Genomic DNA, 20885 nt, shown 5'->3' with positions numbered 1-20885 from the left:
CGCAGAGAAGCCCCAAACATACCACCGGAAGACAGTACCCCGTCACGTGGCGACCGGCGCGCCAGGTCATGACACCACCACTTCGCGGAACATGCCCGCCTCCATGTGATACAGGAGGTGGCAGTGGTACGCCCAGCGCCCAAGCGCATCGGCGCTCACTCCATAGGCGATGCGTTGCGCGGGTTGCACGTTGATGGTGTGCTTGCGTACCTGGAACGCGCCAGACGGATTTTCCAGTTCGCTCCACATACCGTGCAGATGAATCGGGTGATTCATCATCGTGTCGTTGACCAATACGATTCGCAGGCGTTCGCCCGCGCGGAAATGCATGGGCTTTGCATCGCTGAACTTCACTCCGTCGAACGACCACATGTAACGTCCCATGTTGCCGGTCAAGTGCAACTCGATATCGCGCGACGGCTCACGCGTATCGATGGCGCCACCGATGGTATGCAGATCGGCATACGCCAATACGCGGCGTCCATTGTCGCGCAGCCCTACCCCAGGATCGTTCAAGTTGGTGCGTGGCATGCCTACCCGCATGTCCACGCCGGGGCTGTATTCGGTGCGCGCATGATGAACCGTGGGTGTTGCCTGCATCGGCATCCCTTGCATGGACGCCATGTCATGCATGCCAGTGTTATCGCCATCCATCGCCATGGCACCTCCCATGTCAACCATGCTCAATGGTTCGCGCGGATCCATGGCAGGCACTTCTGCCGCCATGCCGCCGCGCGGCGCCAAGGTGCCACGCGCATAACCCGAGCGATCGATGGCTTGGGCGAACAAGGTGTAAGCGCGCTCGTCCAGCGGTTCCACGACCACGTCATAGGTCTCAGCCACTGAGATGCGAAATTCGTCCACTGTCACGGGATCCACGTCCTGACCGTCCGCGCTGACCACGGTCATCTTCAGCCCGGGAATGCGCACATCGAAGATCGTCATGGACGAACCATTGATGAAACGCAGACGCACACGCTCACCGCGTCGGAACAAGCCCGTCCAGTTACCTGCCGGCGCATGGCCGTTCATGAGATACGTGTAGGTGTAGCCGGAAACATCGCCCAGATCGGTCGGGTTCATACGCATGCGGTTCCACATGCGTCGTTCCGCCAGCGCTTCATGCAGCCCCTTCTCGCGTACATCGCGAAAGAAATCCAGCGCCGTCGGCATGGCATGGTTGTAGTAATCGCTCTGCCGATTGAGTAGAGCGAAAATATGTGCGGGATCATCGTCAGTCCAGTCGTTGAGCATCACGACATAGTCGCGATCCGCGTGCACACGGTCCTTTGCCGCCGGCTCGATGATGAGCGCGCCATACAACCCGGTCTGCTCCTGATAGGCCGAATGGCTGTGATACCAATACGTGCCAGCCTGGCGAACCGGAAAGCGATACACAAACGTTTCGCCGGGTGCGATACCGGCGAAGCTGATGCCCGGCACGCCATCCATGTCAAACGGCAACAGGATGCCGTGCCAATGGATGGACGTCGGAACGCTCAGGCGATTGGTCACACGTAACGTGACCGTACTGCCCTGTTTCCAGCGCAGGGTTGGTCCCGGGACGCTTCCGTTGACCGTAGTGGCCAGTCGCGGCCGACCCGTGTAATTGACGGGTATCTGACCTATCTCAAGCGCAAAATCGGTGCCTTGCAGTACAGGCTGCTGGATCAGGCGCGATTGCGCGCATGCACGTGCCGAAGGCCAAAGCCCCAGCCCCGCCGCAACACCGCCCATAGCCAAACCTTCAACGAAACGCCGCCGCGACATATCTGCCGTCGGCGTGGTAATGATCCGTGTCATGAGAAAACCGCTCAATAGTCGAGGCGTATCCGCGAGAACCGCCCAAAACGCATCCGCACACGGTTATGGAACCGGGCACTCTGGATGCACAAAAAAACGTGGGGAGGTTCAGGCCACGGGGGGTCGCAGGGGTGGACTCAGCATTCGCGATGACACACGGTGCATGTCATGGCTGACATAGATCGGCGCCATGGACCACACAAGCAAAGCGTATCCAGGCAGCGCGATAACGGCCATGCCGCACAGCGAATCGCAATGACACGCAACGCTGGCCTGCCCTTGACAGCATCCGTCGCCGCCATCATGGCCGTGCCTGGTGGTGACCACCGTCACATGCGAGCCGCCATGGCAACAATGGTCAAGCTGGTACGCAACCGTTTTAGCGTGCCCATGGCTCTGGCCAAGACCTGAAGAAGGCACGGGTGAAGCGAACAACGATGTCGTCACGAACAGTAACCATGCCACGGCGTTCAGCACCCATAAGGTGCGAGAACGAGCGGCGTGGCGTAACGAAAAAGTCATTGGGCGCGAGCTTAGCGTCGCCGTTTGACACTCACAACTCTGGAGTTGGGTATAGGTAAGCGCCCACGCGGACGCGACAGATGCATTTTCCTACACGCACACGCGCTCAATCAGCGATGGCCGCTGCCAGCCCCTTTTCGGACGCTCTTGCGATACAGACGTTGCAATCCGATAACAGCAATCAGCAGCCACGTGAGCAGGCTCACATAGACGCCTATGGTGGGGATGATCAGCAGAAACGGCGTGTTCAGCGCATGCGCCAATTCGTACGTGCCGACGGTGTACATGCCGATCGGGAAAACGATATCCCAATCGTCTGTTTCGTAGCGCAGCGGCACATGCCGCCAACCGTGTCGCCAGACCTCAAGAATCACCAGCAGCGGTATCCACCAGCTCGCCGTGGCCCAGAAAAAGAGGGTGAAGCCTTTTACGAACGGCAGTAAATCGGTTAACGGACCTGTCGCTGGCGACTGCTCCACAACCAGGCTTCCGGCCAGCGTGGTGACGGCCAGGGCACCCATGTCGATCCAATACGGAGGTGTAAATTCATACGCACGCAGCGGAAAAAACACCATCCGATAGACCACCAGCGTGATGATCAGCAGATAAAGCGCCGCGCCCAAGAGATACAGGCATAGCGACGAAAACAACCATGTTGTGTAGCCGCCTGATAGCAAAGCCAGCAATGCGGCCAACGACTGCGTTGCCACGATGGCTACCAGCCACCCGCCGTTGATGCTGCGGGTGAAGCCGGGTTTGATGCGGGCCGTGATGGTGGCAGCGAAGAACAGATAGATCAGCGCCAGCCACAACGCCGCACCTGCCACCGCCAATACGATCGCCACCTTCGGCAGCGGCATCACCGTCACGCATTGAGTGCCGAGGATGCAGGTGGCGGCGGCTACGGTGAGAAAACCCGCGCCACGCGAAGGATCGATGAAATCCGCGGTCATCTCGCTGCGAAAGCGCGCAAGGCGCAGTCCGCTCAACGCCAATAGCCATACGTAAATGACCAGGTTCAACCAGAACAGGCACTGCGCCACGCTGGGCATGCCATGCTGATCGGCGGCAACGGAGACGATGCCCGTGGCCATGACCAGCGCGAAACAATCCGGGGAGAGTCGCCGCACCCATCCTCGCGCCGTTTCGACGTTGAGCATCGCGTCCTCCCTTTGGCAGGGAACGGCGCCATTATCCGCAGATGGGCGGCTGGATGAGTATGCGGATAATGAAATTCGTCGCTGAAAGCCACCTTTTTACCGGCGGCTTGATGGTACTCACTCAATGACCGGCCACTTGTAGCGAATGATGGCTCTGCCGGTTGGCATCGGCGCAATCTTCTCTTTGTTTTTGCGCGCTCGCTTGGCCGTATCCATCGCCGCGTTGGCTTTGTTGAGAAGTGCCTGGGCGCTGGAACTATCGGCTTCGGCCACGATGACGCCCACGCTCGCCCCTTCATAATCGATAAGCGCCGTATCCAGCTTGAAGCGCCCACGTGTGGCACCTTCCAGCCGTCGGGACAGCGCGATGGCGGCCTCGGCGGCCTTGATGCGCTGCTCCGCGGCCAGCACGGCAAATTCATCATTGCCGATGCGTGCGGCCATGTCGCCATTGCGCAGCATGCGTCGCAGCCGCTTGGCGATGGTCTGCAGGAGTTGATCGCCGGCTTCGTGCCCAAATCGGTCGTTGATGGGCCTGAAGTCGTCCAAATCGATGTGCGCCACGATCAATGCCCGGTCGTCTTGATGCGAAGCAAGGCGGCGCTCCATTTCTTCCAATAGCGCCCGGCGATTGGGTAATTGCGTTACCGCATCGGTGAGGGCGGTCATGGCCAGCGAGCTGTTGGCTTGCTGCAAGGCTGCTAGCAGCCGCTCACGATCGATCTGTTGACCGATCAATTGGGCGAACAACGCCAGATAGTTAATCGCAGCTTCCGTAAGCGGTTTGCGTTCGTCGCTTGCCGCGCACAAGCTGCCAAACAGTTCTCCGCCTTTGCCACGCACCGGAGCGCTCAGGTAGGTGACGATGCCTAGCGACCGCGCGATTTTACAATCCTCCCAGCAACTGCCGACGTCATCGGTATAGAACCGTCCCGCATCCAGTGCGTGCTTGCTGAGCGTGGTCTCCCACGGCGCGGACAACCCTTCCGGGATGGTCAGGCGGCGGGTATTGCGCGCGTATTGAATAGCCAGAACACCCGCCGGCTCGTCCAGGCGGGTCAGGTAGGTCGACTCCAGCCCGGTGGCGGTCTGCAGGAGTTCCAGCAGCGGCCGGGCCAGCGCCTCCAGCGTATGTGCGTGGGCGATGCTGGCGACCAGTGCACCGAGGAGGCTGGATGGGGCGATACGAGTAAGGTGGTTCATATGCCTGGATATCGGCAGCTTGCGTGCGGCCCTGAACCCCCCGCTGTAACAGCACACACGTGCCCTCGCCCGCCGCGCCCATGCAAACGCCATCCATGCATCCTTGTCACACTTTGAGCACGCAGGGGTCGTAACGATGCGCCCGTAAGACCATGGGCGGCGATCGCAGTGAGAGGGCCGGCAGGCCGCGTTTCCTCCTGACCGCTTCGACGCCACGCGTGATGGAGAGGCGCTCGCATGGCGTTCGAACCGGAGTTTCACTTAAACCCCACTGTCAAAGCCGCACTGACTGCCCTCCAAGCGGGCGACGCGCTCGCGTGGCTGGGATGCTTCACAGCCAAGGCGAAGTTGTTCGAAGACGGCAAACGGGCCGATCTTTACCGTTTCACGCGCGAGAAGGTCGGTTGGGCGTATTTCACCTCGCTCGACCATGTGCGCGAGGACGGCCGCCACGTTTACGGGCGCCTGCATGTGCGCCAGAGGGGCGTCGACCGGGTCTATTTTAAGTTTCGACTGGACAGCACCGCGATGTGCAGCCGGTTGGACGTGGGTCACTGGGATGGCAATGTCCCCCATGCCGCGCCGCATGCGTCGGCGGCTTATCTGTCCGAAGACGAGCTGTGGTGGCTGGATGCAGGCGGGACACGGCATAACCACCCTTGATGGCGTCTGGGCGCCATGGCATGACTTTCGATATATTTCTTTTACTTTCGTTTATGGCGACATTGGTCAGGTTCGCACCAAATACGGAGCAGAAACATGACGACCTTCGAGTCCGCCAGACGGAATCTGCTGAAAGCCTCCCTGTTGCTACCCGTGGCAGGCACCTTCATCACTGCGCGCGCGGCCACCTCTGAATCCAGCAACGCCGCGGCAGCACAGGCCAGCTTCACCGTCAAACCCGAAGGCAAAGGGCGCATCGTCAGCGATTCGCTCGCCAGTCTCAGCTATGAAACCGGACAATTGGCCGATCCAAGGTTCTTCTCGCCGGATAACCATTCCTTGATCGCGTTGCTGCGCGAATTGAATCCCAACGGTGTCTTGCGCATCGGCGGAAACACCAGCGACATCACAACCTGGAGCGAATACCACGGCACCTTGCCGGCACAGCCATCGCACACGACGGGTCCGCAGCATCCGGTGACGTTGCGGCCCGAATCGTTGCGCAATCTCTCCGGCTTTCTGCGCGCAACGGGTTGGAAGCTGGTATTTGGCGTGAACCTGCGCGCGGGTTCACCCGCCATGGCCGTGGCGCTCTCGCACGCAGTACGCGATGCAGTGGGCGACAGTCTGCTGGCCATTCAAATCGGTAATGAAGCGAACAACTACGAAAAGGACTACGCCGATTTCGACACGGCATGGCAACCCTACGCGCGCGCCCTGCGTGCGGCGGGCATGCCATTGGCCGGCCCCGATACGGGCGCCAATACCGACTGGGTCATCGCTTACGCACGCGAGCATGGCGCGGAAAATTGTTTTCTTAGCCGGCATTACTACCGCGACGCAGCGCAACGGGGCTCCGTCGGCGACCTGCTTGGCGGCGATCCGGGTCTATTGGAATACATGGAACGACTCGTCGATGTAGGCGATGAGGTTCACTTGCCAGTACGCCTGACGGAAGCCAATTCCTATTACTTCGGTGGCCGCGATGGTGTCAGCAATGTTTTCGCGGCGGCATTGTGGGGCGCGGATTTTATGCTTGGGCTGGCAAGCCTTGGCGTAAGCGGCATCCACTTCCACGGCGGCACGCTGACTTCGGTCGAAGCCTCCTTGGGGCGCGAAGTGCACGCGACCACCGACGCCAGCTCCCTGTCCCTGCAACGCGATGCAGCCAGCGCACACTACGCACCGATCGCCGGCGATGTTGCGCTGGGTTTCCAGCCGCGGCCGCTCTATCACGGCATGGTGCTGGCCCAACGCTTCGCAGGCGCGCGCATGCTGTATGGAAAGCTCGACACCGGCGGCGCCAACCTCGCTGCGTATGCCGGCAAACGCGACGATGAAATGCTGCTTGCACTGATCAATAAGGATGTCCTGCTGGACGCGGATATGTCGATAGACGTCGAAGACTTTTTCATCGACAGCGCCGAGCAGTTGCGCGCCGCATCGCTGGATAGTCGCGACACGGCCGGACTGGTTGCCACGGCGTGGCAAGGCGATACCGCCCAGGGCCTGCGCATTCGCGTGCCACGGGCAAGCGCGCTATTGGTACACATGAAAAAGCAGCATGTCTGAAAAACGCATGGGGCACGTCATCGCCTTGCTGGTGCTGGCATGCATGCTCATGTCGCCGTGCCTTCGTGCCCAAACGCTCTATGCGTCGCCGGCCGGCACGCAAAATACGCTTTGCAGTAGCCAGTCACCCTGTTCCCTGCTTGCGGTCCAGACGGCGATACGCGCACATCGTGATGCCGGCGCGATCACGACCGATGTGATCCTGCTTGACGGTATCTACCGTCTTTCTCACACCATGCATTTGGACAACCGCGACAGCGGCGCGCCGGGCCATCCGATCTGTTGGCATGCCGCAGCACGTGCTCACCCCGTGCTGATTGGTAGCCGGCATGTCACTGGAGCACGCGAAGGTCAATACTGGGAGTTTGCATTGCAGCCTGACGAAGAGGCGGCATCGAGCATCTATCTCCACGGACAACGCCGCCTTCCCGATGCGACCGACGCATGCCCCGATTGCAAGGTCGACGAAAACGGCCTCTTCAACATTCCGCCCGCGGTGATGCAACGATTGCAAGCCGGTTCGCTCGCCCGTGTGCATGTACGCTGGCGCGATTTCCATTGCCGTATCACCGCGTTGGGCAATGATCAAGTCAGCCTGGCGCAGCCGTGCTGGCACAACACCGCCATCGACTCGCGCAACGATTGGAAAGTCGCCAGCCCATTCGGCAAGTATTACCACGCCATGGATGGCTTCGATGATTTGGGTGGCATGCCGCGCGAGCCGGGAACGTACACCGTGGATACGGCACGCCATCGACTGCATTACCTGCCGCACGCCGATGAATTGCCCCAGACGCCCACCATCGACATACCGGTGCTCGAAACACTATTGAGCGTGGCCGGAACGCATGAAAAACCCGTGCATGATCTCGTTTTCGAAGGTATCGATTTCGCCAATACCTCATGGCACCAGGCACGCACCGACGATGGCTACGTCAGCCTGCAGGCCGGCTACCTCGTGCAAGGGCGTGGACGGCAAACCTTGCCGGACAACGGCGAAGGGATGACCCGCATCAACAGCGCGGTATCCATTCGGGCCGGGCGCAACATCGTGTTCGATCACGACACCTTCCACCATCTTGCGGCAGCCGGCATCGCCTTTGTCGACGACAGCCATGGTGTTGCCATCACGCATTCGCGCTTCACCGATATCGGCGGCGGCGCGATTTTCGTTGGCGATATCACCGCGCACCCACCCGATGCCGATGCAAAAACATCAGATGTGCTGATCGCCGATAACCAGATCGACCATGTCGCACTAACCTACCGCGATAACGTCGCGATCATGGCCGGCTTCGTCAACGGACTGGATCTGCTGCACAACACGATCACCGACCTGCCCTATAGCGGCATTTCCGTTGGCTGGGGTTGGAATTTCGAAGGCACGGGACCGGTACAGTCCGCCATCCACATCGTCGGTAATCGTGTTGAACGCGTGATGCTGCAACTGGCCGATGGCGGCGCCATCTACACGCAGGGTGAATCAACACCGGGTACGTCTTGCATCACACGCAATGCCATCGACATGCATCACAGTGGTGAAGGCAACGGTATCTACCTGGACGAGCACAGTTTCAACTTCGACGTGGAACGCAATGTCGTTCTCGGCGCATGGATCAGCGCCTGGGCCGATTGGAGCGGCAATTTGCGCATCGCCCACAACTGGACCGACAGCAAAGGCACTCCGCACAATCCGGGCCCGACCAAGATCTGGGCACCGAACGTTACCGATCTGGCTACGCTACCGGCCGATGCCGTCGACGTGCAGCGCGCTGCCGGTGCACATGTCGATGGCGCGCTACCGACGATGCCCATATCTATCGCTGCGACCTGTCCTCGCGATTGATTCCCATAGAGATGCCTGCAATCAGGCACGCTATGCGCCTATACGGCAACGATGGCATCGCTGTGATGCGATGTGCCGATCGTGTCCAGGCGGTTTCACGATTTGGCTTCGTCTTCAGCCACGGTCAAAAAGCCATCTTTAGTGCGTGTCAACAGGTTTTGCAGCACGACAAGCTCTTCCGGTTGAAGGCTGGCGAACGCTTTTTCGAGCCGACTCGCATTGAGGTCGATCGCGCGCGTGAAAATGTCCCTGCCCTTCTCGGTGAGCGTGGCGAGCAAGCGACGGCGATCCTGCTGATCGCCTACCGATTGCACTAAGCCCTCCTGTTCCAGCGAAAACATCATCGCGGAAACGGTTGCGCGTTTGACTTGCAACGCCGCAATGATTTCCTGATGCGGAACGGCGCGATCACCCGCGCCCCACAACAGTGCAAGTGTCTGGAACCGCGCGGGCGAACCCGCTGTGCTCTCCAACCACGCGTTCAGCACGTTGGTGATCTGCTGGGTGGCCGACTTGAGCGTGAAGACGGTTTCCATCCGCTGCGCCGCCGCCGCGGGAAAACGCCGCACGTAGGCCTCGCGCAGATAGGGCGTCGGGAAGCCGGATTGCTCGTTGGACTCCATATCTTTCAAAGGCTTATCCCTCTCGAATGGTCCAGGGGTGGATTGTATGTCGGCCGACGAACGCCCCTTCGTGCGCTAAAGGTAGCAAAAACAGTGGCATAGAAAATATTACGTCTCCTAACTGTATGGCACTTTACATGTTTGTCAACTTACATTATTGTTTGCCGCCATACAAATACGGCAATGGCCTGCGGTCGGCGCACGCCAGCCAGAGACTGGGAGCAGCTGGACATGAGCACCACCGAAACAAAGGAAGAGGCAGCACCCGCACCTGCGCGGCGGCCGCTGCCGCGCAAAACCCGCGTCGCGCTGTCGCTGGCTGCGATCGCGCTACTGGTCAGCGGCGTTGCCTACGCCGTGATGTCAGGCCGCGACGTTTCGACCGACGATGCCTATACCGACGGCCGCGCGATCGTCGTCGCCCCGCACGTGGCCGGATACGTTTCCGACCTGGACGTTACCGACAACCAGTTCGTCCATCAGGGCCAGGTGCTCGTGCGCATTCAATGCTCGGATTATCTCGCCGCGCGCGAGCACGCTCAGGGTGCGCTGCAGTCGGCGCAAGGACAGTTGGCGGTCGCCCAGGCGGATCTCGAGCTGGCGAAGATCACTTACCCTGCCAAATACGCCGCAACGAAGGCTGCGCTGACCACCGAACGCGCCAATCTTTTCAAAGCGCAATCGGAATTCATTCGCCAGCACGATATTCCGAAGGAAGCCACCACCTCGCACGACATCGATTTCGCTACCGCCAGCCGTAACGCAGCCGAAGGCGACGTGGCACAGGCAGAAGCCGAATCACGCATGGCCAAGCCGGTCGACCTCGACATCGCCCAGGCCCAGGCACATGTGGAGCAATTGCAGGGCGCAGTGAAGGGCGCTCAAGGCGATCTCGATCAAGCCAGGCTCAATGTGGGTTGGTGCGATGTGACCGCCCCTCAGGACGGCTGGATCACCAAGCGCGGTGTTGAAAAAGGCGATTACGTCCAGGTCGGCCAGCAGCTGTTCGCCATCGTCAGTCCGCAGGTGTGGGTTACCGCCAACTTCAAGGAGACGCAGCTGACGCACATGCACCCGGGACAACACGTATCGATCGCCATCGACGCGTATCCGAACCTTGAGCTCAAAGGTCACGTCGATAGCATCCAGGCCGGTTCGGGCGGCAAGTTCACGGCATTCCCGGCTGAAAACGCCACCGGCAACTTTGTGAAGATCGTGCAGCGCGTGCCGGTGAAGATCGTGATCGATTCGGGTTTGAATCCCAAGCAGCCGCTGCCGCTCAATCTTTCTGTCGAACCCACGGTTGAGCTGCAATGAGCATCGCGCTCGACGCCCATGACGCGACGTGGCGGCCACGTGCCAATCCGTGGCTGATCGCGGTGGTGGTGACGCTCGCCGCGTTCATGGAAATTCTCGACACCACCATCGTCAACGTCGCGTTGCCGCATATCGCCGGCAGCCTTTCGAGCAGTCCCGACGATGCAACGTGGACGTTGACCTCCTACCTGGTCGCCAACGGCATCGTGCTCACCATCTCCGGATGGCTGGGCGCGGTGATCGGGCGCAAGCGCTACTTCCTGATCTGCATCGCGATGTTCACGGTGTGCTCGCTGCTGTGTGGATTGGCACAGAGCCTGCCGCAGCTGATCGTGTTCCGTTTGTTGCAAGGTTTCTTTGGCGGTGGCTTGCAACCCAATCAACAGGCCATCGTGGTGGATTCGTTTGAGCCGCGCAAACGCGGTGCGGCGTTTGCCATCACGGCGATTGCCACGGTGGTGGCGCCGGTGCTCGGCCCCGTACTCGGCGGCTTTATCACCGACAACGTGTCGTGGCGCTGGATCTTCTTCATCAATATTCCGGTCGGCATTTTCGCGTGCTTTGCTGTTGCCGCGTTGGTCGACGATCCGCCGTGGGCCGGCAAGCAGAAGCGGTCGGTCGACTACATTGGGCTGGGTTTGATCACGCTCGGCCTTGGCTGCATGCAGGTGATGATGGATCGCGGTGAGGATGAAGGTTGGTTTCAATCATCCTTCATCGTTCACATGGCCATTCTGGCGGCGGTGGGTATCGCCGGTGCGGTGGCGTGGCTGTTGATCGCCAAGAAACCCATCGTAAATCTGCGCGTTTTCAAGGATCGCAATTTCGCCGTCAGCTGCGTGCTGATCATGGGCATGGGCTTCATTCTCTATGGTGCGGCCGTGCTCATTCCACAGTTTACGCAGACGACGATCGGTTACACCGCCACCTGGGCCGGACTCGTGCTCGCACCTGGCGGGGTCGTGGTCATCTTGCTGATTCCGCCAGTTGGGCGGCTGATGAAAGTGGTGCAGCTGCGTTATCTGATCGCCGTAGGTTTCAGTGTCATGGTGGCTGCGTTCTGGTATTCGAGCAGGCTGGTGCCGGATATCGATTTCCATACGCTCACGATCATGCGCGGCTTCCAGACGGCGGGGCTCGGGTTCCTGTTCGTGCCGATCAGCATCATGGCGTACCACAGCCTGCCGCGTTCGCTGGGCGCTGACGCTTCCGCGCTTTTTGTGATGTTCCGCAACGTCTCAGGCTCGGTCGGCATCTCCGTTTCCACCGCGATGGTTTCGGAGCGCACGCAAGCCCGACAGGCGCATCTGTCGACGTGGCTGACGCCGTTCAATCAATCGTTCAACGCGCTTGTCGCGCAAAACGAAGCGGCGCTGCGATCGCTGGGACGCGCTGCAAGCACGCTGCACGAAACAGCCATCGGATATGCGTTCGAGACGTTGAAGCAACAGTCGGCCATCCTGGCCTACTCCGATACCTTCATGTACTTCACCGTACTTGCTGCAGTCATGGTTCCGCTGGCGATCTTGCTTTCGCCCGTCAAAGACGGCCATGCCGCCGCGCCCATGCATTAATCGCATTCTGGATTGTCGAGGACAAACCCCATGAACATGATCAAGCCGTCCATCGCGCTCGCTGCCGTACTTTTGGCCGGCTGCACGGTAGGCCCGAACTTCACACGGCCCGATGCCAAGCTGCCGACCGCGTGGTGTGCGGCGCAGTGTCAGGCAAAACCAACGGTCCCGAGCCAAACGACGCCTGCGCCGATCAACGCGGTCTGGTGGACATCGTTCAATGACCCGGAATTGGTCAAACTGGAAGAGCGCGTGGCCGATGCCAACCTGGATCTCAAGGTCGCATCGCTGCGGCTGGCCGAAAGCCGCGCCGAGCGCTCGATTACCGCTGCCGACCAATACCCGACCGTCGACGGTAACGCGAGCGCCGTGCGCGAACGTGCCAGCGCCAATGGCGTGATGGGCCTGACCGGTGCACTTGCCCAGCCAACCGATGCGGCAACGGCCGCCAACGGCACCGGCAGTGGTGTAGTGGCGCTTCCTTCGGGCCTTAAAGGATCGTCGGGCCCCGCGCCGTTCAATCTGTTCCAGGCGGGTTTCGATGCCTCCTGGGAGCTGGATTTATGGGGTCGCGTCCGTCGCGAAGTCGAAGCGTCGGATGCGTCGGTCGATGCGCAAGCGGAAGCGCGCCGTGATCTTCTGATGTCCACCATGGCCGAAGTCGCGCGCGACTACATTCAACTGCGCGGCACCCAGACTGATTACGCCATTACGCTCGATAACCTCACGGCAGCCAAGGACGCCGAACGTGTCACGCGCGAACGCATGGCCAACGGGTTGGCCAGCGAACTCGATGTGACGGAGGCCGCCTCGCAGGTATCTGCCGAGAAAGCGATCCTGCCGCAGCTGGCGCAGCAGGAAGACGAAACCATCAACCGTTTGAGCTTCCTCCTTGGCCAGGCGCCCGGCGCGTTGCGCGCCGAGCTTGAAGAAAGCAAACCCGTGCCGCCCACCCCGCCGCTGGTGCCCGTTGGCATGCCTTCGGATCTGGCGCGTCGCCGCCCGGATATTCGCGAGGCGGAGGCCCGCTTGCATCAGGCGACAGCTGAAATTGGCGTAGCCAAGGCCGATTTCTACCCCAGCATCACACTCTCAGCTAGCAGCAGTCTTCAAGCTTTGCAGTTCAGTCAGCTCGGCAATTGGGGATCGCGCCAGTTTTCCATCGGACCATCGATCAGCCTGCCTATCTTTGAAGGCGGCCGGTTGAAAGCCACGCTCAATCTGCGCAAGGAACAACAGCAGGAGGCCGCCGTGAATTACCAGCGTGTCGTGCTGTCGGCATGGCATGAGATCGACAATTCACTGACTCAATACTCCTCCCAGCAACAACGCCACGACGAACTTGCGGCCGAAGTACAGGACAACCGGCGATCGCTGGTTCTGGCAAAGGCGCAATACGCGGCCGGCACGGGATCGTTCCTGCAGGTGCTCGATGCGGAGCGTCGCCTGCTATCGGCTCAGCAGGATCTCACCGATAACACCACGCAGATTTCCACCACGCTGGTTTCCCTGTACAAAGCGCTGGGCGGCGGCTGGGAATCGACATATCCGGATAGCACCGACAAGGTTGCGATATCCACACAGGCACCACGCTCCTAGAGCGCTCACGTGAGCGGCGATTCATGAACAAGCATCTCGTGGATGATTTGAGCAACGGAACGCCAAATTCGAATTCAACTGAACCCAACGCTATCGATACGGCGGATGTCGATGCCCTCTACAAAATGGCGCAGGTCAGTCGCACGCTGAAGAGCGTGACCTGCGCGATCGAAAAACTTCTGCACGTAGCGTCAGGAGCGAGCGATCTGACACTGATGCACTGTCTCGTGCTGGTTCATCTATCAAAGACGGCCACCTGCCAGCAAGCAGACCTGAAAGAGGCAACCGGTGCCGCCGCACCTCATTTGACGAAGTTGATGGATGAACTCGTGCATCGTGATCTCGTCTGTCGCAATCGTTCGTCATGGGATCGCCGGCAAGTCATCGTGGCATTGACGGCGCCAGGGCGGGAAACTGCCCTGCGCCTTCTGGCGGCACTGCATGGTGTTATCGACAAAGCGCAGATCAACGCCATCGCACAGCTCGGCTCCTCACTGGAGCGGTTTGTTTCAACCCGCGAAAACAACCAGGCATAGCCCTATCGCAAGGAATTGCCACCCATCAAAGTGTCGTCAACGAAGCAGGAATGGGTGATACCTTCACCTCGCAGTGGAAGCTCGAGTGACAACATCGCTAACATGTACCGGAAGTCATGTTTACCCGATGCTTGTCCTTGGCCTATTTAGATAGTCGCTTCGTTCGAATAACCCATGAAACCCATGACACTTACCGCAGACAACAAAGCATTGCTGAGCAAGGTCCCTGAGGTCACCCTGACCTTCTGGATCATCAAGATCGCCGCCACGACGCTGGGCGAGACCGGCGGTGATACGGTCAGCATGACCATGAATCTGGGCTACCTCGTCAGCACCCTTATTTTCGCTTCACTGCTGGTGGTCTTCGTCATCTGGCAGGTGTCAGCCAAGCGCTTTCATCCCTTTCTCTACTGGACGACCATCATTGCCTCGACCACGGCCGGCACGACAATGGCTGATTTCGCGGATCGCTCGCTCGGCATCGGTTATGCGGGCGGATCGATCCTGCTGCTCGCCTGCGTGCTTGCATCGCTTGCTGTCTGGTATGTGACGATGGGCACCATCGCGGTGGAAACCGTGCGTTCGCCCAAGGCCGAGATCTTTTACTGGATTACGATCACGTTCTCGCAGACGCTCGGCACGGCGCTTGGCGATTGGGCTGCCGACAGTGGCCTGGGTTTCGGCGGCGGCGCCGGTGTCTTCGGTATCGCGCTGCTCGTGCTCCTGGCGCTCTACTGGTGGACGCATGTCTCGCATGTCGTGCTGTTCTGGCTTGCCTTCATTCTTACCCGGCCGTTGGGCGCCACCTTGGGCGATCTGTTCGACAAACCAGTCGCCCAGGGCGGCTTTGATGTCAGTCGGCCGCTGGCCTCTGCCATTCTTGCGGTCTTCATCGTCCTTTGCATCCTCGTGCTGCCGCAACGCGCAGGCCGCCATCCTGGTGTAGTCGCCGACACATGATGCGGCGACCAAGGCGGGTCGCGGTATGGGCATGTACGACGATAGCGGCGCTTTCCAGCGCACCCGCCTTCGCCGGACCGCCCTATCTCACCGACGATCCTGAGCCGACCGACTTGAGCAAATGGGAGATCTATTCCTATGGGTTGGGCACGCTCTTTTATCGTGGCGGCGATTGGGAAAGCGGGCTGGACATCAACTATGGTGGCGCGAAGAACCTTCAGCTGAGCGTCGTCATTGCCGATGACTATTCCAATCAGAACAACCAGCCCGCGCACGTCGGCATGCCTAATACCGAGCTGGGTCTCAAATACCGATTTCTGCAGCAGAGCGACGGAAGCTGGATACCGGATGTGAGCCTGTTTCCGAAAATCGAGCTGCCGAGCGCGAACAAATACTTCGGCTCCACCAAGCCGGGCTTTTCACTTCCGCTCTGGGCGCAGAAGGATTTCGGCCCATGGTCGCTGTTCGGCGGCGGTGGATGGACGTTCAATCCCGGCCCCGGCAACCATAACTACAGCTTTGGCGGCGTGGGGCTCACGCGGCAAGTGACAGACAATCTGTCACTCGGTGTCGAGGCCTACTACCAGACGGCGTCGGAAGTCGGCGTGCTGGCCGAGGGCGCCATCGACACGCATGCCGGCCTCGCCTTTCGGTTGGGGGCAAGCTGGAAGTTCGCGCCTAAATGGTCATTGATCGGCTCCGCAGGCCCCTTGATCGGCCAACACAGCTCGATTGGTGATTCCGGCTTCTACGTGGCGGTCGAATTCAATAACTGAAGCACGCCACGCGTTGCGCGTGAACGAGCCGCTGGGCATTTCATCCAGGGTGAGCGGCATCTGGAACCGTAATGGAAACGTGACGAATGCCGATGTCATTCGTCACAAGGGTTTAGCGGTTGCGCAATGGGCCGCCTGTAGCGGCAACGCAGCCGACTATTTTGTGATGCAACGTGCGCCGCTCCTCCATGGGGGGCGTATCGTCGGCGGCAGGGAGTGTTTGCGGGAACGGCTTCTGAAACAACCCGCCGAAAATGACCCTTCCGTAGCGGGACGCTCACGGAAGCCCTTGTTGCCGATGCCGGTTCTCCAAAACCCGGCCACGTGATCAGGGAGCATGGCATGCGAACCTTCATGCGCACAGCGATGCTTTTAGTGCTTGTCATCCCTGCATGGGCATCGTCCCAAGCAGTCGATCCGCCGGCGCGCGATGTACTGCATATTTCCGGCTCCATCTATCCGTCCCTCATACGCCCCGCGCCGGTGTCTGTGCCCAAGCCCACGGGGCTGCACCCGTTCACGGCGATATCGAACGCACAGGGTATTACCGCGGTATGCCTGACCTCGCAGGACAATGCCAGTCAGTGCGAGGCGACCATGGATAGCGCCTCGGCACAGCGCTCGGCGTGTCATGGCAACGCATCTTATGACAGCGAAGCGGCATCGATGGATGAACCCAACAGCCTGTGCCATGGCCAGTACGAGCCACGCTTCGCGCACGCCACGCACATGGGCTTTTGCGATGTAGAAGACACCGGCATGGCCGGTTGTCTGTCCCACTACGCGAGCATGCTGGTGAAGCAGCCGGCCCTACCCGCTTCGCGCGTGCTGAGCCTTGTCATCCGTGACGGGCGCGGCATGTTGAGCACGGTGATCGTACTGGCGACGGCAATACAAACGGACGACGACGTCGCCGCGATGGCGCTGGAAGGAAAGCCAGGATCGAGCATCGTTTCCTTCAACACGGCGATACCGACCTCGCCTGCGCGCACGGTCGCGTCATCCGTCAACTGATCGCGGCACGCGGGACTTACCGCAGGCCGCTCAGTAAAAACCCTTCTGCACCTGCAACCAAAAGCGTGCCGAGGTACTGGTAGTGGGCCCAATCAGCACGGGCCGGTTGCCGATCGGATTGGCGACGCTGGCGGAAACCACCCAATCGTGCGCCGCATTCCAGCGCAGTCCAACGCCAACGCTATTCAAACGTGCACTGTTGGGCCCCGGAATAAAGGGATCCTTGTAGACCTGGATATGTCCGCTATCGAGGAATGCAGACGCCTGCCAAGGCCCGGGTAGCACGGAAATGCTGAAGTCGTGGCGAAATTCGACCGTGGCAAGATTGCCTTGCGCACCGGACACGACGCCCACGTCATAGCCGCGAACCGTGTTGGGGCCGCCGAGATAGAACTGCTCGGACGTATCCAGGTTTTTATTCGCATGCTGCCCGGAGAAGCCGAAGTACAGCGCGTTGGTTGGCGTGAACTGTTGCAGGCGCGATACCGAGTAGTCGATCTTCTCGAATGTTCCCTCAGTGCGCGCGCCGAAATAATCGTCGAACAGCGTCTGGAAATTATCCATGTACAGCCGACCATAGGTACCACTGACATTGAAGTTGGTGACACCGGTCGCGTCGCGTTGATCGCCGGCTACCGTCAGCACCCAGTTGTTGGCGTGGCGATGGTTTTCCAGCTCAGCCAGGTCGATATCGTCATACAGCCGCTTATGATCGAATTCGAGCTGCGCGTAAAGGTTGCCGGCGGTATTGCGGATGAACGGCTGCGAGAGGTTTACGCTCTGCGTGGTGGCCGTGCCGTGCGCATGCAGATCGGAAAGCCCGTTGCCGAGCTTATACATAAGTCCCGAATCGGCGAGCCCGAGTGTGGTGCCCTCCCCGTCCAGCAGATAGCGATAGCCCAGATGGCCGTAGCTCATCCCAGCGCCGGAGCTTGTGCCGCTGAAATCGAGCACATCGCCTTGGTGGAACAAGCCGTTGACGGCGAACGTGCCGTTAAGGCGCACGCGATCGGTGTAGGCGTTGCCATAATCGTCCACGCCCAACGTGCCGGTATAACGCGGCGCCGATGTTACGTTAACGACCAGATCCGACGTGCCTTCTACGTCACCCGGCCGCATCACGGAACGGGTGATGGCGCCGGGAATATCCGAAAGCAACAGCAGGCTGCGCTCCAACCCGTATTCGCCCACGGGCTGACCCGATTGCAGCGACGACAGGGCCGCATTAAGCGGATGATCGGAAACGGCGCTCTGGTTTTGCAGGATGACTTTGCCGTAACGCGCCTCCACCACGGCGATGCGTACGTTTCCGTTTTGCAACCTCTGCGCAGGCACGTATGCTGTCGCCAAGGGATAACCGTGATCGTGGTAATAGTCGCTGATCTTTTCCGCCAGGACGTCCAGGTCGTTCAGGCTAAGCTCCTGCCCTTCGCCCGACGTCACCAATGCATGCAGTGCATCGGTCGGCAACAAGGTATTGCCGGTGATCTGGATCGCATGCACGTAGAATTTCGTCCTGTCCTGGGAACGCGCGCCATTGGGCTTTTGCACGTTCAAATCAAGGTCCGACGATGGCGCTGGCGCCTGGTTCTGCTGCATCTGTTGCATCAGCTGGCCGCTGTTGGTTTGCGGCAATGCTTCATGCGTCTGGGCGTGTAGCGTCCTCGCGCACAACGCCAGCGAAAGCGCTACGCACAGAGCCGAAACGCGGGGAAGCGTCGAATGTTTTGCAGTATTCATCGGGAGACCGGGACAGATGGACAACGTGGACGTGGACAACTTGGAGGCTTTTCTCATGGGGACGCGTCTGACGGCAGGCGAACGCCACCGTTCTGCAGTTGCAAGGACAAGCCGGAACGGAAGTCCGAACGCGTGCGATTGCGCTCGATCGGACGATGTTTCAATTTCTGATTACCGGTGAACACACCCACCGCATCCGTATCCGAAGAACCGTACGGCGTCGCGATGGCCATCGGCTGCAGGCTGCCTTGCAAGCTTGCTATCCAGCTTCCCTGCACGCCGCTTCCATTGAAGCCGACACTGGTGATATCGGCCGTCGTGGTGGTGATGGGGTCGACGATCAAATAATTCGCAGCGCCGACGCCGGTCGCCGTGATGCCACTGACCGTAACGACCTTGGTGTTGCCAACATACGGATTGGCAAAATTGGCCGAGCCGTAGGCGAGGGCCACCTGATCGCCCTGCAACACGCCAGTCGTATCCAATTTCACCACATCGCTCACGTTGCCGTTGTAGATGCGGTTGGTACCAGTGGCTGTGACGACGATAGGCAGCGGCGTGACGTCAGCGGCCAAGCCGGTAGGTTGCATCAGGATGTAGTTGCCCGCGTCCCCGCCGCTAATGGTCATCGCGGTACTGACCGCCTTGTTGTCGCCAACATTCTTGTTGCCGAACACCCCAGTGGTGTCGTTGCCAAGCACCACATTGTCGCCACCCAGCACACCGCTTAGCGACGCGCCATTGAGGGTATCGATGGTGGTGCCGTCGTAGACACGATTCGTGGCGATCGTGCCGATGACTGCCAGCGTGGCGGGAGTGATTGTCAGCCAATCGGTGCCTCCGGTCAGCGTGTAATTGCTCGCCAGACCCGTACCGTTGTTCAACGCGAGCGTGCCCAGATTGGCGAACACCCGCTCCGTGCCCACATTCTTCGAGACCAGCACGCCCGAGCCACCGAGATCGATCGTCTGCCCATTGATACCGGTGAGCACGCCGTTGCTGCCAAACAGGTTGGCATCAGCGCCGGTAGTGGCGTCGTACACGCGCGTGCCGGTGAGATTGAGCACGTAGGGATTGATCGTCGCGCTCGTTGTAGCCGTCGTGTTGAACGTGTAATTGCCGGCGTCAGCGCCCGCAGCCGTAATGCCCGTCACTGAAATGGAAATCGCAGAACCGACATTGGCCGTGCTGAAATTGGCCGCGCCATCGCCGAATACCACCGTGTCGCCAGTGAGCACGCCACTGGAAGCAAGGCCCACGCCGGCGGTTGTATTGCCGTCGTAGGTCTTGTTCTGGCCGGTCGCAGCGACGGTGATGGCCAGCGGAGTGATCGCCAACGTGTCGACACTGCCGCCCAGCGTGTAGTTGCTGGCCAGACCCGTGCCGTTACTCAAGATGAGTGTGCCGAGGGCAAAGTCGCCGCCCGTGTAGCTGCCTACGTTCTTGCTGGACACGACACCCGAACCGCTGAGGTTCAGCGTGTCGCCGTTGATGCCGGTCAAGACTCCGCCGGTACCGAACAAATTGGCATTCGCATCGGTGTTGGCATCGTACACGCGCGTACCGGCGAGATTGAGAACGTAGGGGGTGATGTTGGCCGTGATGCCGCTGGGTTGCGACGGCAAATAATAATTGCCGGCATCTGCGCCGCTGATGCCCATCGTGGTGCTGACGGCGATGCCATTGGCCGCATTGGCCGAGACGAACGTACCGGTCGTGTCGTTGGTCAGTGTGACAGTGTCGCCGCCGAATACACCGCTCAAGCTCGCGCCGCTCAGTGATGCCGCAGTGGTGCCGTCGTACACCTTGTTGGCAGCGACAGTGCCGATGATCGTCAATGGAGCTGCCGTGATGGCCAGCGTATCGGCACCACCGGCCAAGGTGTAATTGCCGGCCAGCGCCGAACCGTTGCCGGTCAGCGCCAGATTGTTGAGATTGAAATCCGCGCCCGTGTAACTGCCCACGTTCTTGCTGGAC

Annotated in this window: 17 protein-coding genes; 11 read left to right on the top strand and 6 right to left on the bottom strand. The window is 60.1% G+C overall.

Features of this window, described 5'->3' with window-relative positions:
* Positions 1 to 66: 66 nt before the first annotated feature.
* The 3 genes from DWU98_RS03975 to DWU98_RS03960 all read right to left on the bottom strand — a co-directional run bounded on the left by DWU98_RS03975 (position 67) and on the right by DWU98_RS03960 (position 4688).
* Positions 67 to 1803, bottom strand: a complete 1737-nt coding sequence (locus tag DWU98_RS03975) for a copper resistance system multicopper oxidase (protein ID WP_115494216.1) — start codon at positions 1801 to 1803, stop codon at positions 67 to 69.
* Between the two features lie 632 nt (positions 1804 to 2435).
* A complete protein-coding gene (locus tag DWU98_RS03965) occupies positions 2436 to 3485 on the bottom strand; it encodes a tellurite resistance/C4-dicarboxylate transporter family protein (RefSeq protein WP_115494214.1) in 1050 nt (349 codons plus the stop codon).
* A 117-nt stretch (positions 3486 to 3602) separates the two neighbouring features.
* Positions 3603 to 4688 (bottom strand): GGDEF domain-containing protein, encoded by a 1086-nt coding sequence (locus DWU98_RS03960; protein WP_115494213.1) that lies wholly within the window; start codon positions 4686 to 4688, stop codon positions 3603 to 3605.
* Between the two features lie 237 nt (positions 4689 to 4925).
* Here DWU98_RS03960 and DWU98_RS03955 point away from each other — a divergent pair, with 237 nt between their 5' ends.
* The 3 genes from DWU98_RS03955 (at position 4926) to DWU98_RS03945 (ending at position 8769) form a co-directional block, all read left to right on the top strand.
* A complete protein-coding gene (locus DWU98_RS03955; RefSeq protein ID WP_115494212.1) occupies positions 4926 to 5351 on the top strand; it encodes a hypothetical protein in 426 nt (141 codons plus the stop codon).
* 96 nt (positions 5352 to 5447) lie between these two features.
* Positions 5448 to 6923 carry a hypothetical protein gene (locus tag DWU98_RS03950; RefSeq protein WP_115494211.1) on the top strand — a complete coding sequence of 492 codons (1476 nt, stop codon included), beginning with the start codon at positions 5448 to 5450 and terminating at the stop codon, positions 6921 to 6923.
* Entirely contained in the window at positions 6916 to 8769 is a 1854-nt protein-coding gene (locus tag DWU98_RS03945) for a right-handed parallel beta-helix repeat-containing protein (protein WP_115494210.1), read from the top strand. The genes DWU98_RS03950 and DWU98_RS03945 overlap by 8 nt, the downstream gene beginning before the upstream one ends.
* A gap of 95 nt (positions 8770 to 8864) precedes the next feature.
* Here the strand turns inward: DWU98_RS03945 and DWU98_RS03940 are convergent, their stop codons facing one another.
* Positions 8865 to 9392: a MarR family winged helix-turn-helix transcriptional regulator gene (locus DWU98_RS03940; protein WP_115494209.1), complete on the bottom strand. Its 528-nt coding sequence runs from the start codon at positions 9390 to 9392 to the stop codon at positions 8865 to 8867.
* A 231-nt stretch (positions 9393 to 9623) separates the two neighbouring features.
* Between DWU98_RS03940 and DWU98_RS03935 the strand changes: the two genes are divergently transcribed.
* The 8 genes from DWU98_RS03935 to DWU98_RS03905 all read left to right on the top strand — a co-directional run bounded on the left by DWU98_RS03935 (position 9624) and on the right by DWU98_RS03905 (position 17168).
* Complete coding sequence (locus DWU98_RS03935; RefSeq protein WP_158544950.1) at positions 9624 to 10709, top strand: HlyD family secretion protein; 1086 nt, start codon at positions 9624 to 9626, stop codon at positions 10707 to 10709.
* Positions 10706 to 12283: a DHA2 family efflux MFS transporter permease subunit gene (locus DWU98_RS03930; RefSeq protein WP_115494207.1), complete on the top strand. Its 1578-nt coding sequence runs from the start codon at positions 10706 to 10708 to the stop codon at positions 12281 to 12283. Before DWU98_RS03935 ends, DWU98_RS03930 begins: the two co-directional genes overlap by 4 nt.
* A gap of 30 nt (positions 12284 to 12313) precedes the next feature.
* On the top strand, positions 12314 to 13882 hold the full coding sequence (locus DWU98_RS03925) for an efflux transporter outer membrane subunit (RefSeq protein ID WP_230474665.1): 1569 nt from the start codon (positions 12314 to 12316) through the stop codon (positions 13880 to 13882).
* Positions 13883 to 13905: 23 nt separating this feature from the next.
* Positions 13906 to 14418 (top strand): MarR family winged helix-turn-helix transcriptional regulator, encoded by a 513-nt coding sequence (locus DWU98_RS03920; protein WP_115494206.1) that lies wholly within the window; start codon positions 13906 to 13908, stop codon positions 14416 to 14418.
* 174 nt (positions 14419 to 14592) lie between these two features.
* Positions 14593 to 15378 carry a COG4705 family protein gene (locus DWU98_RS03915; RefSeq protein ID WP_115494205.1) on the top strand — a complete coding sequence of 262 codons (786 nt, stop codon included), beginning with the start codon at positions 14593 to 14595 and terminating at the stop codon, positions 15376 to 15378.
* Positions 15375 to 16154, top strand: coding sequence for a transporter (locus DWU98_RS03910; RefSeq protein WP_115494204.1), 780 nt, complete (start codon positions 15375 to 15377; stop codon positions 16152 to 16154). The genes DWU98_RS03915 and DWU98_RS03910 overlap by 4 nt, the downstream gene beginning before the upstream one ends.
* A gap of 19 nt (positions 16155 to 16173) precedes the next feature.
* Entirely contained in the window at positions 16174 to 16482 is a 309-nt protein-coding gene (locus DWU98_RS21610; protein WP_147293202.1) for a hypothetical protein, read from the top strand.
* A gap of 14 nt (positions 16483 to 16496) precedes the next feature.
* Entirely contained in the window at positions 16497 to 17168 is a 672-nt protein-coding gene (locus DWU98_RS03905) for a hypothetical protein (protein WP_115494203.1), read from the top strand.
* 30 nt (positions 17169 to 17198) lie between these two features.
* Here the strand turns inward: DWU98_RS03905 and DWU98_RS03900 are convergent, their stop codons facing one another.
* The gene (locus DWU98_RS03900; RefSeq protein ID WP_115494202.1) at positions 17199 to 18908 is read right to left on the bottom strand and encodes a ShlB/FhaC/HecB family hemolysin secretion/activation protein; all 1710 of its coding nucleotides are present in this window, start codon (positions 18906 to 18908) and stop codon (positions 17199 to 17201) included.
* A gap of 53 nt (positions 18909 to 18961) precedes the next feature.
* Positions 18962 to 20885 (bottom strand): beta strand repeat-containing protein (locus DWU98_RS21885; RefSeq protein ID WP_230474664.1); only part of this gene is annotated, 1924 nt, incomplete at its 5' end.

Origin of the sequence: Dyella monticola, from assembly GCF_003363155.1 — a bacterium.
In the GTDB taxonomy this organism is placed as follows: Bacteria; Pseudomonadota; Gammaproteobacteria; order Xanthomonadales; family Rhodanobacteraceae; genus Dyella_B; species Dyella_B monticola.
Note: the sequence above shows the minus strand (reverse complement) of the source record. Positions and strands in the feature narration are given on the sequence as shown.

Coding starts and splice junctions, on each gene's coding strand:
- DWU98_RS03975 (WP_115494216.1), bottom strand. CDS start 1,803: ATGACACGGATCATTACCACGCCGACGGCAGATATGTCGCGGCGGCGT.
- DWU98_RS03965 (WP_115494214.1), bottom strand. CDS start 3,485: ATGCTCAACGTCGAAACGGCGCGAGGATGGGTGCGGCGACTCTCCCCG.
- DWU98_RS03960 (WP_115494213.1), bottom strand. CDS start 4,688: ATGAACCACCTTACTCGTATCGCCCCATCCAGCCTCCTCGGTGCACTG.
- DWU98_RS03955 (WP_115494212.1), top strand. CDS start 4,926: ATGGCGTTCGAACCGGAGTTTCACTTAAACCCCACTGTCAAAGCCGCA.
- DWU98_RS03950 (WP_115494211.1), top strand. CDS start 5,448: ATGACGACCTTCGAGTCCGCCAGACGGAATCTGCTGAAAGCCTCCCTG.
- DWU98_RS03945 (WP_115494210.1), top strand. CDS start 6,916: ATGTCTGAAAAACGCATGGGGCACGTCATCGCCTTGCTGGTGCTGGCA.
- DWU98_RS03940 (WP_115494209.1), bottom strand. CDS start 9,392: ATGGAGTCCAACGAGCAATCCGGCTTCCCGACGCCCTATCTGCGCGAG.
- DWU98_RS03935 (WP_158544950.1), top strand. CDS start 9,624: ATGAGCACCACCGAAACAAAGGAAGAGGCAGCACCCGCACCTGCGCGG.
- DWU98_RS03930 (WP_115494207.1), top strand. CDS start 10,706: ATGAGCATCGCGCTCGACGCCCATGACGCGACGTGGCGGCCACGTGCC.
- DWU98_RS03925 (WP_230474665.1), top strand. CDS start 12,314: ATGAACATGATCAAGCCGTCCATCGCGCTCGCTGCCGTACTTTTGGCC.
- DWU98_RS03920 (WP_115494206.1), top strand. CDS start 13,906: ATGAACAAGCATCTCGTGGATGATTTGAGCAACGGAACGCCAAATTCG.
- DWU98_RS03915 (WP_115494205.1), top strand. CDS start 14,593: ATGAAACCCATGACACTTACCGCAGACAACAAAGCATTGCTGAGCAAG.
- DWU98_RS03910 (WP_115494204.1), top strand. CDS start 15,375: ATGATGCGGCGACCAAGGCGGGTCGCGGTATGGGCATGTACGACGATA.
- DWU98_RS03905 (WP_115494203.1), top strand. CDS start 16,497: ATGCGAACCTTCATGCGCACAGCGATGCTTTTAGTGCTTGTCATCCCT.
- DWU98_RS03900 (WP_115494202.1), bottom strand. CDS start 18,908: ATGAATACTGCAAAACATTCGACGCTTCCCCGCGTTTCGGCTCTGTGC.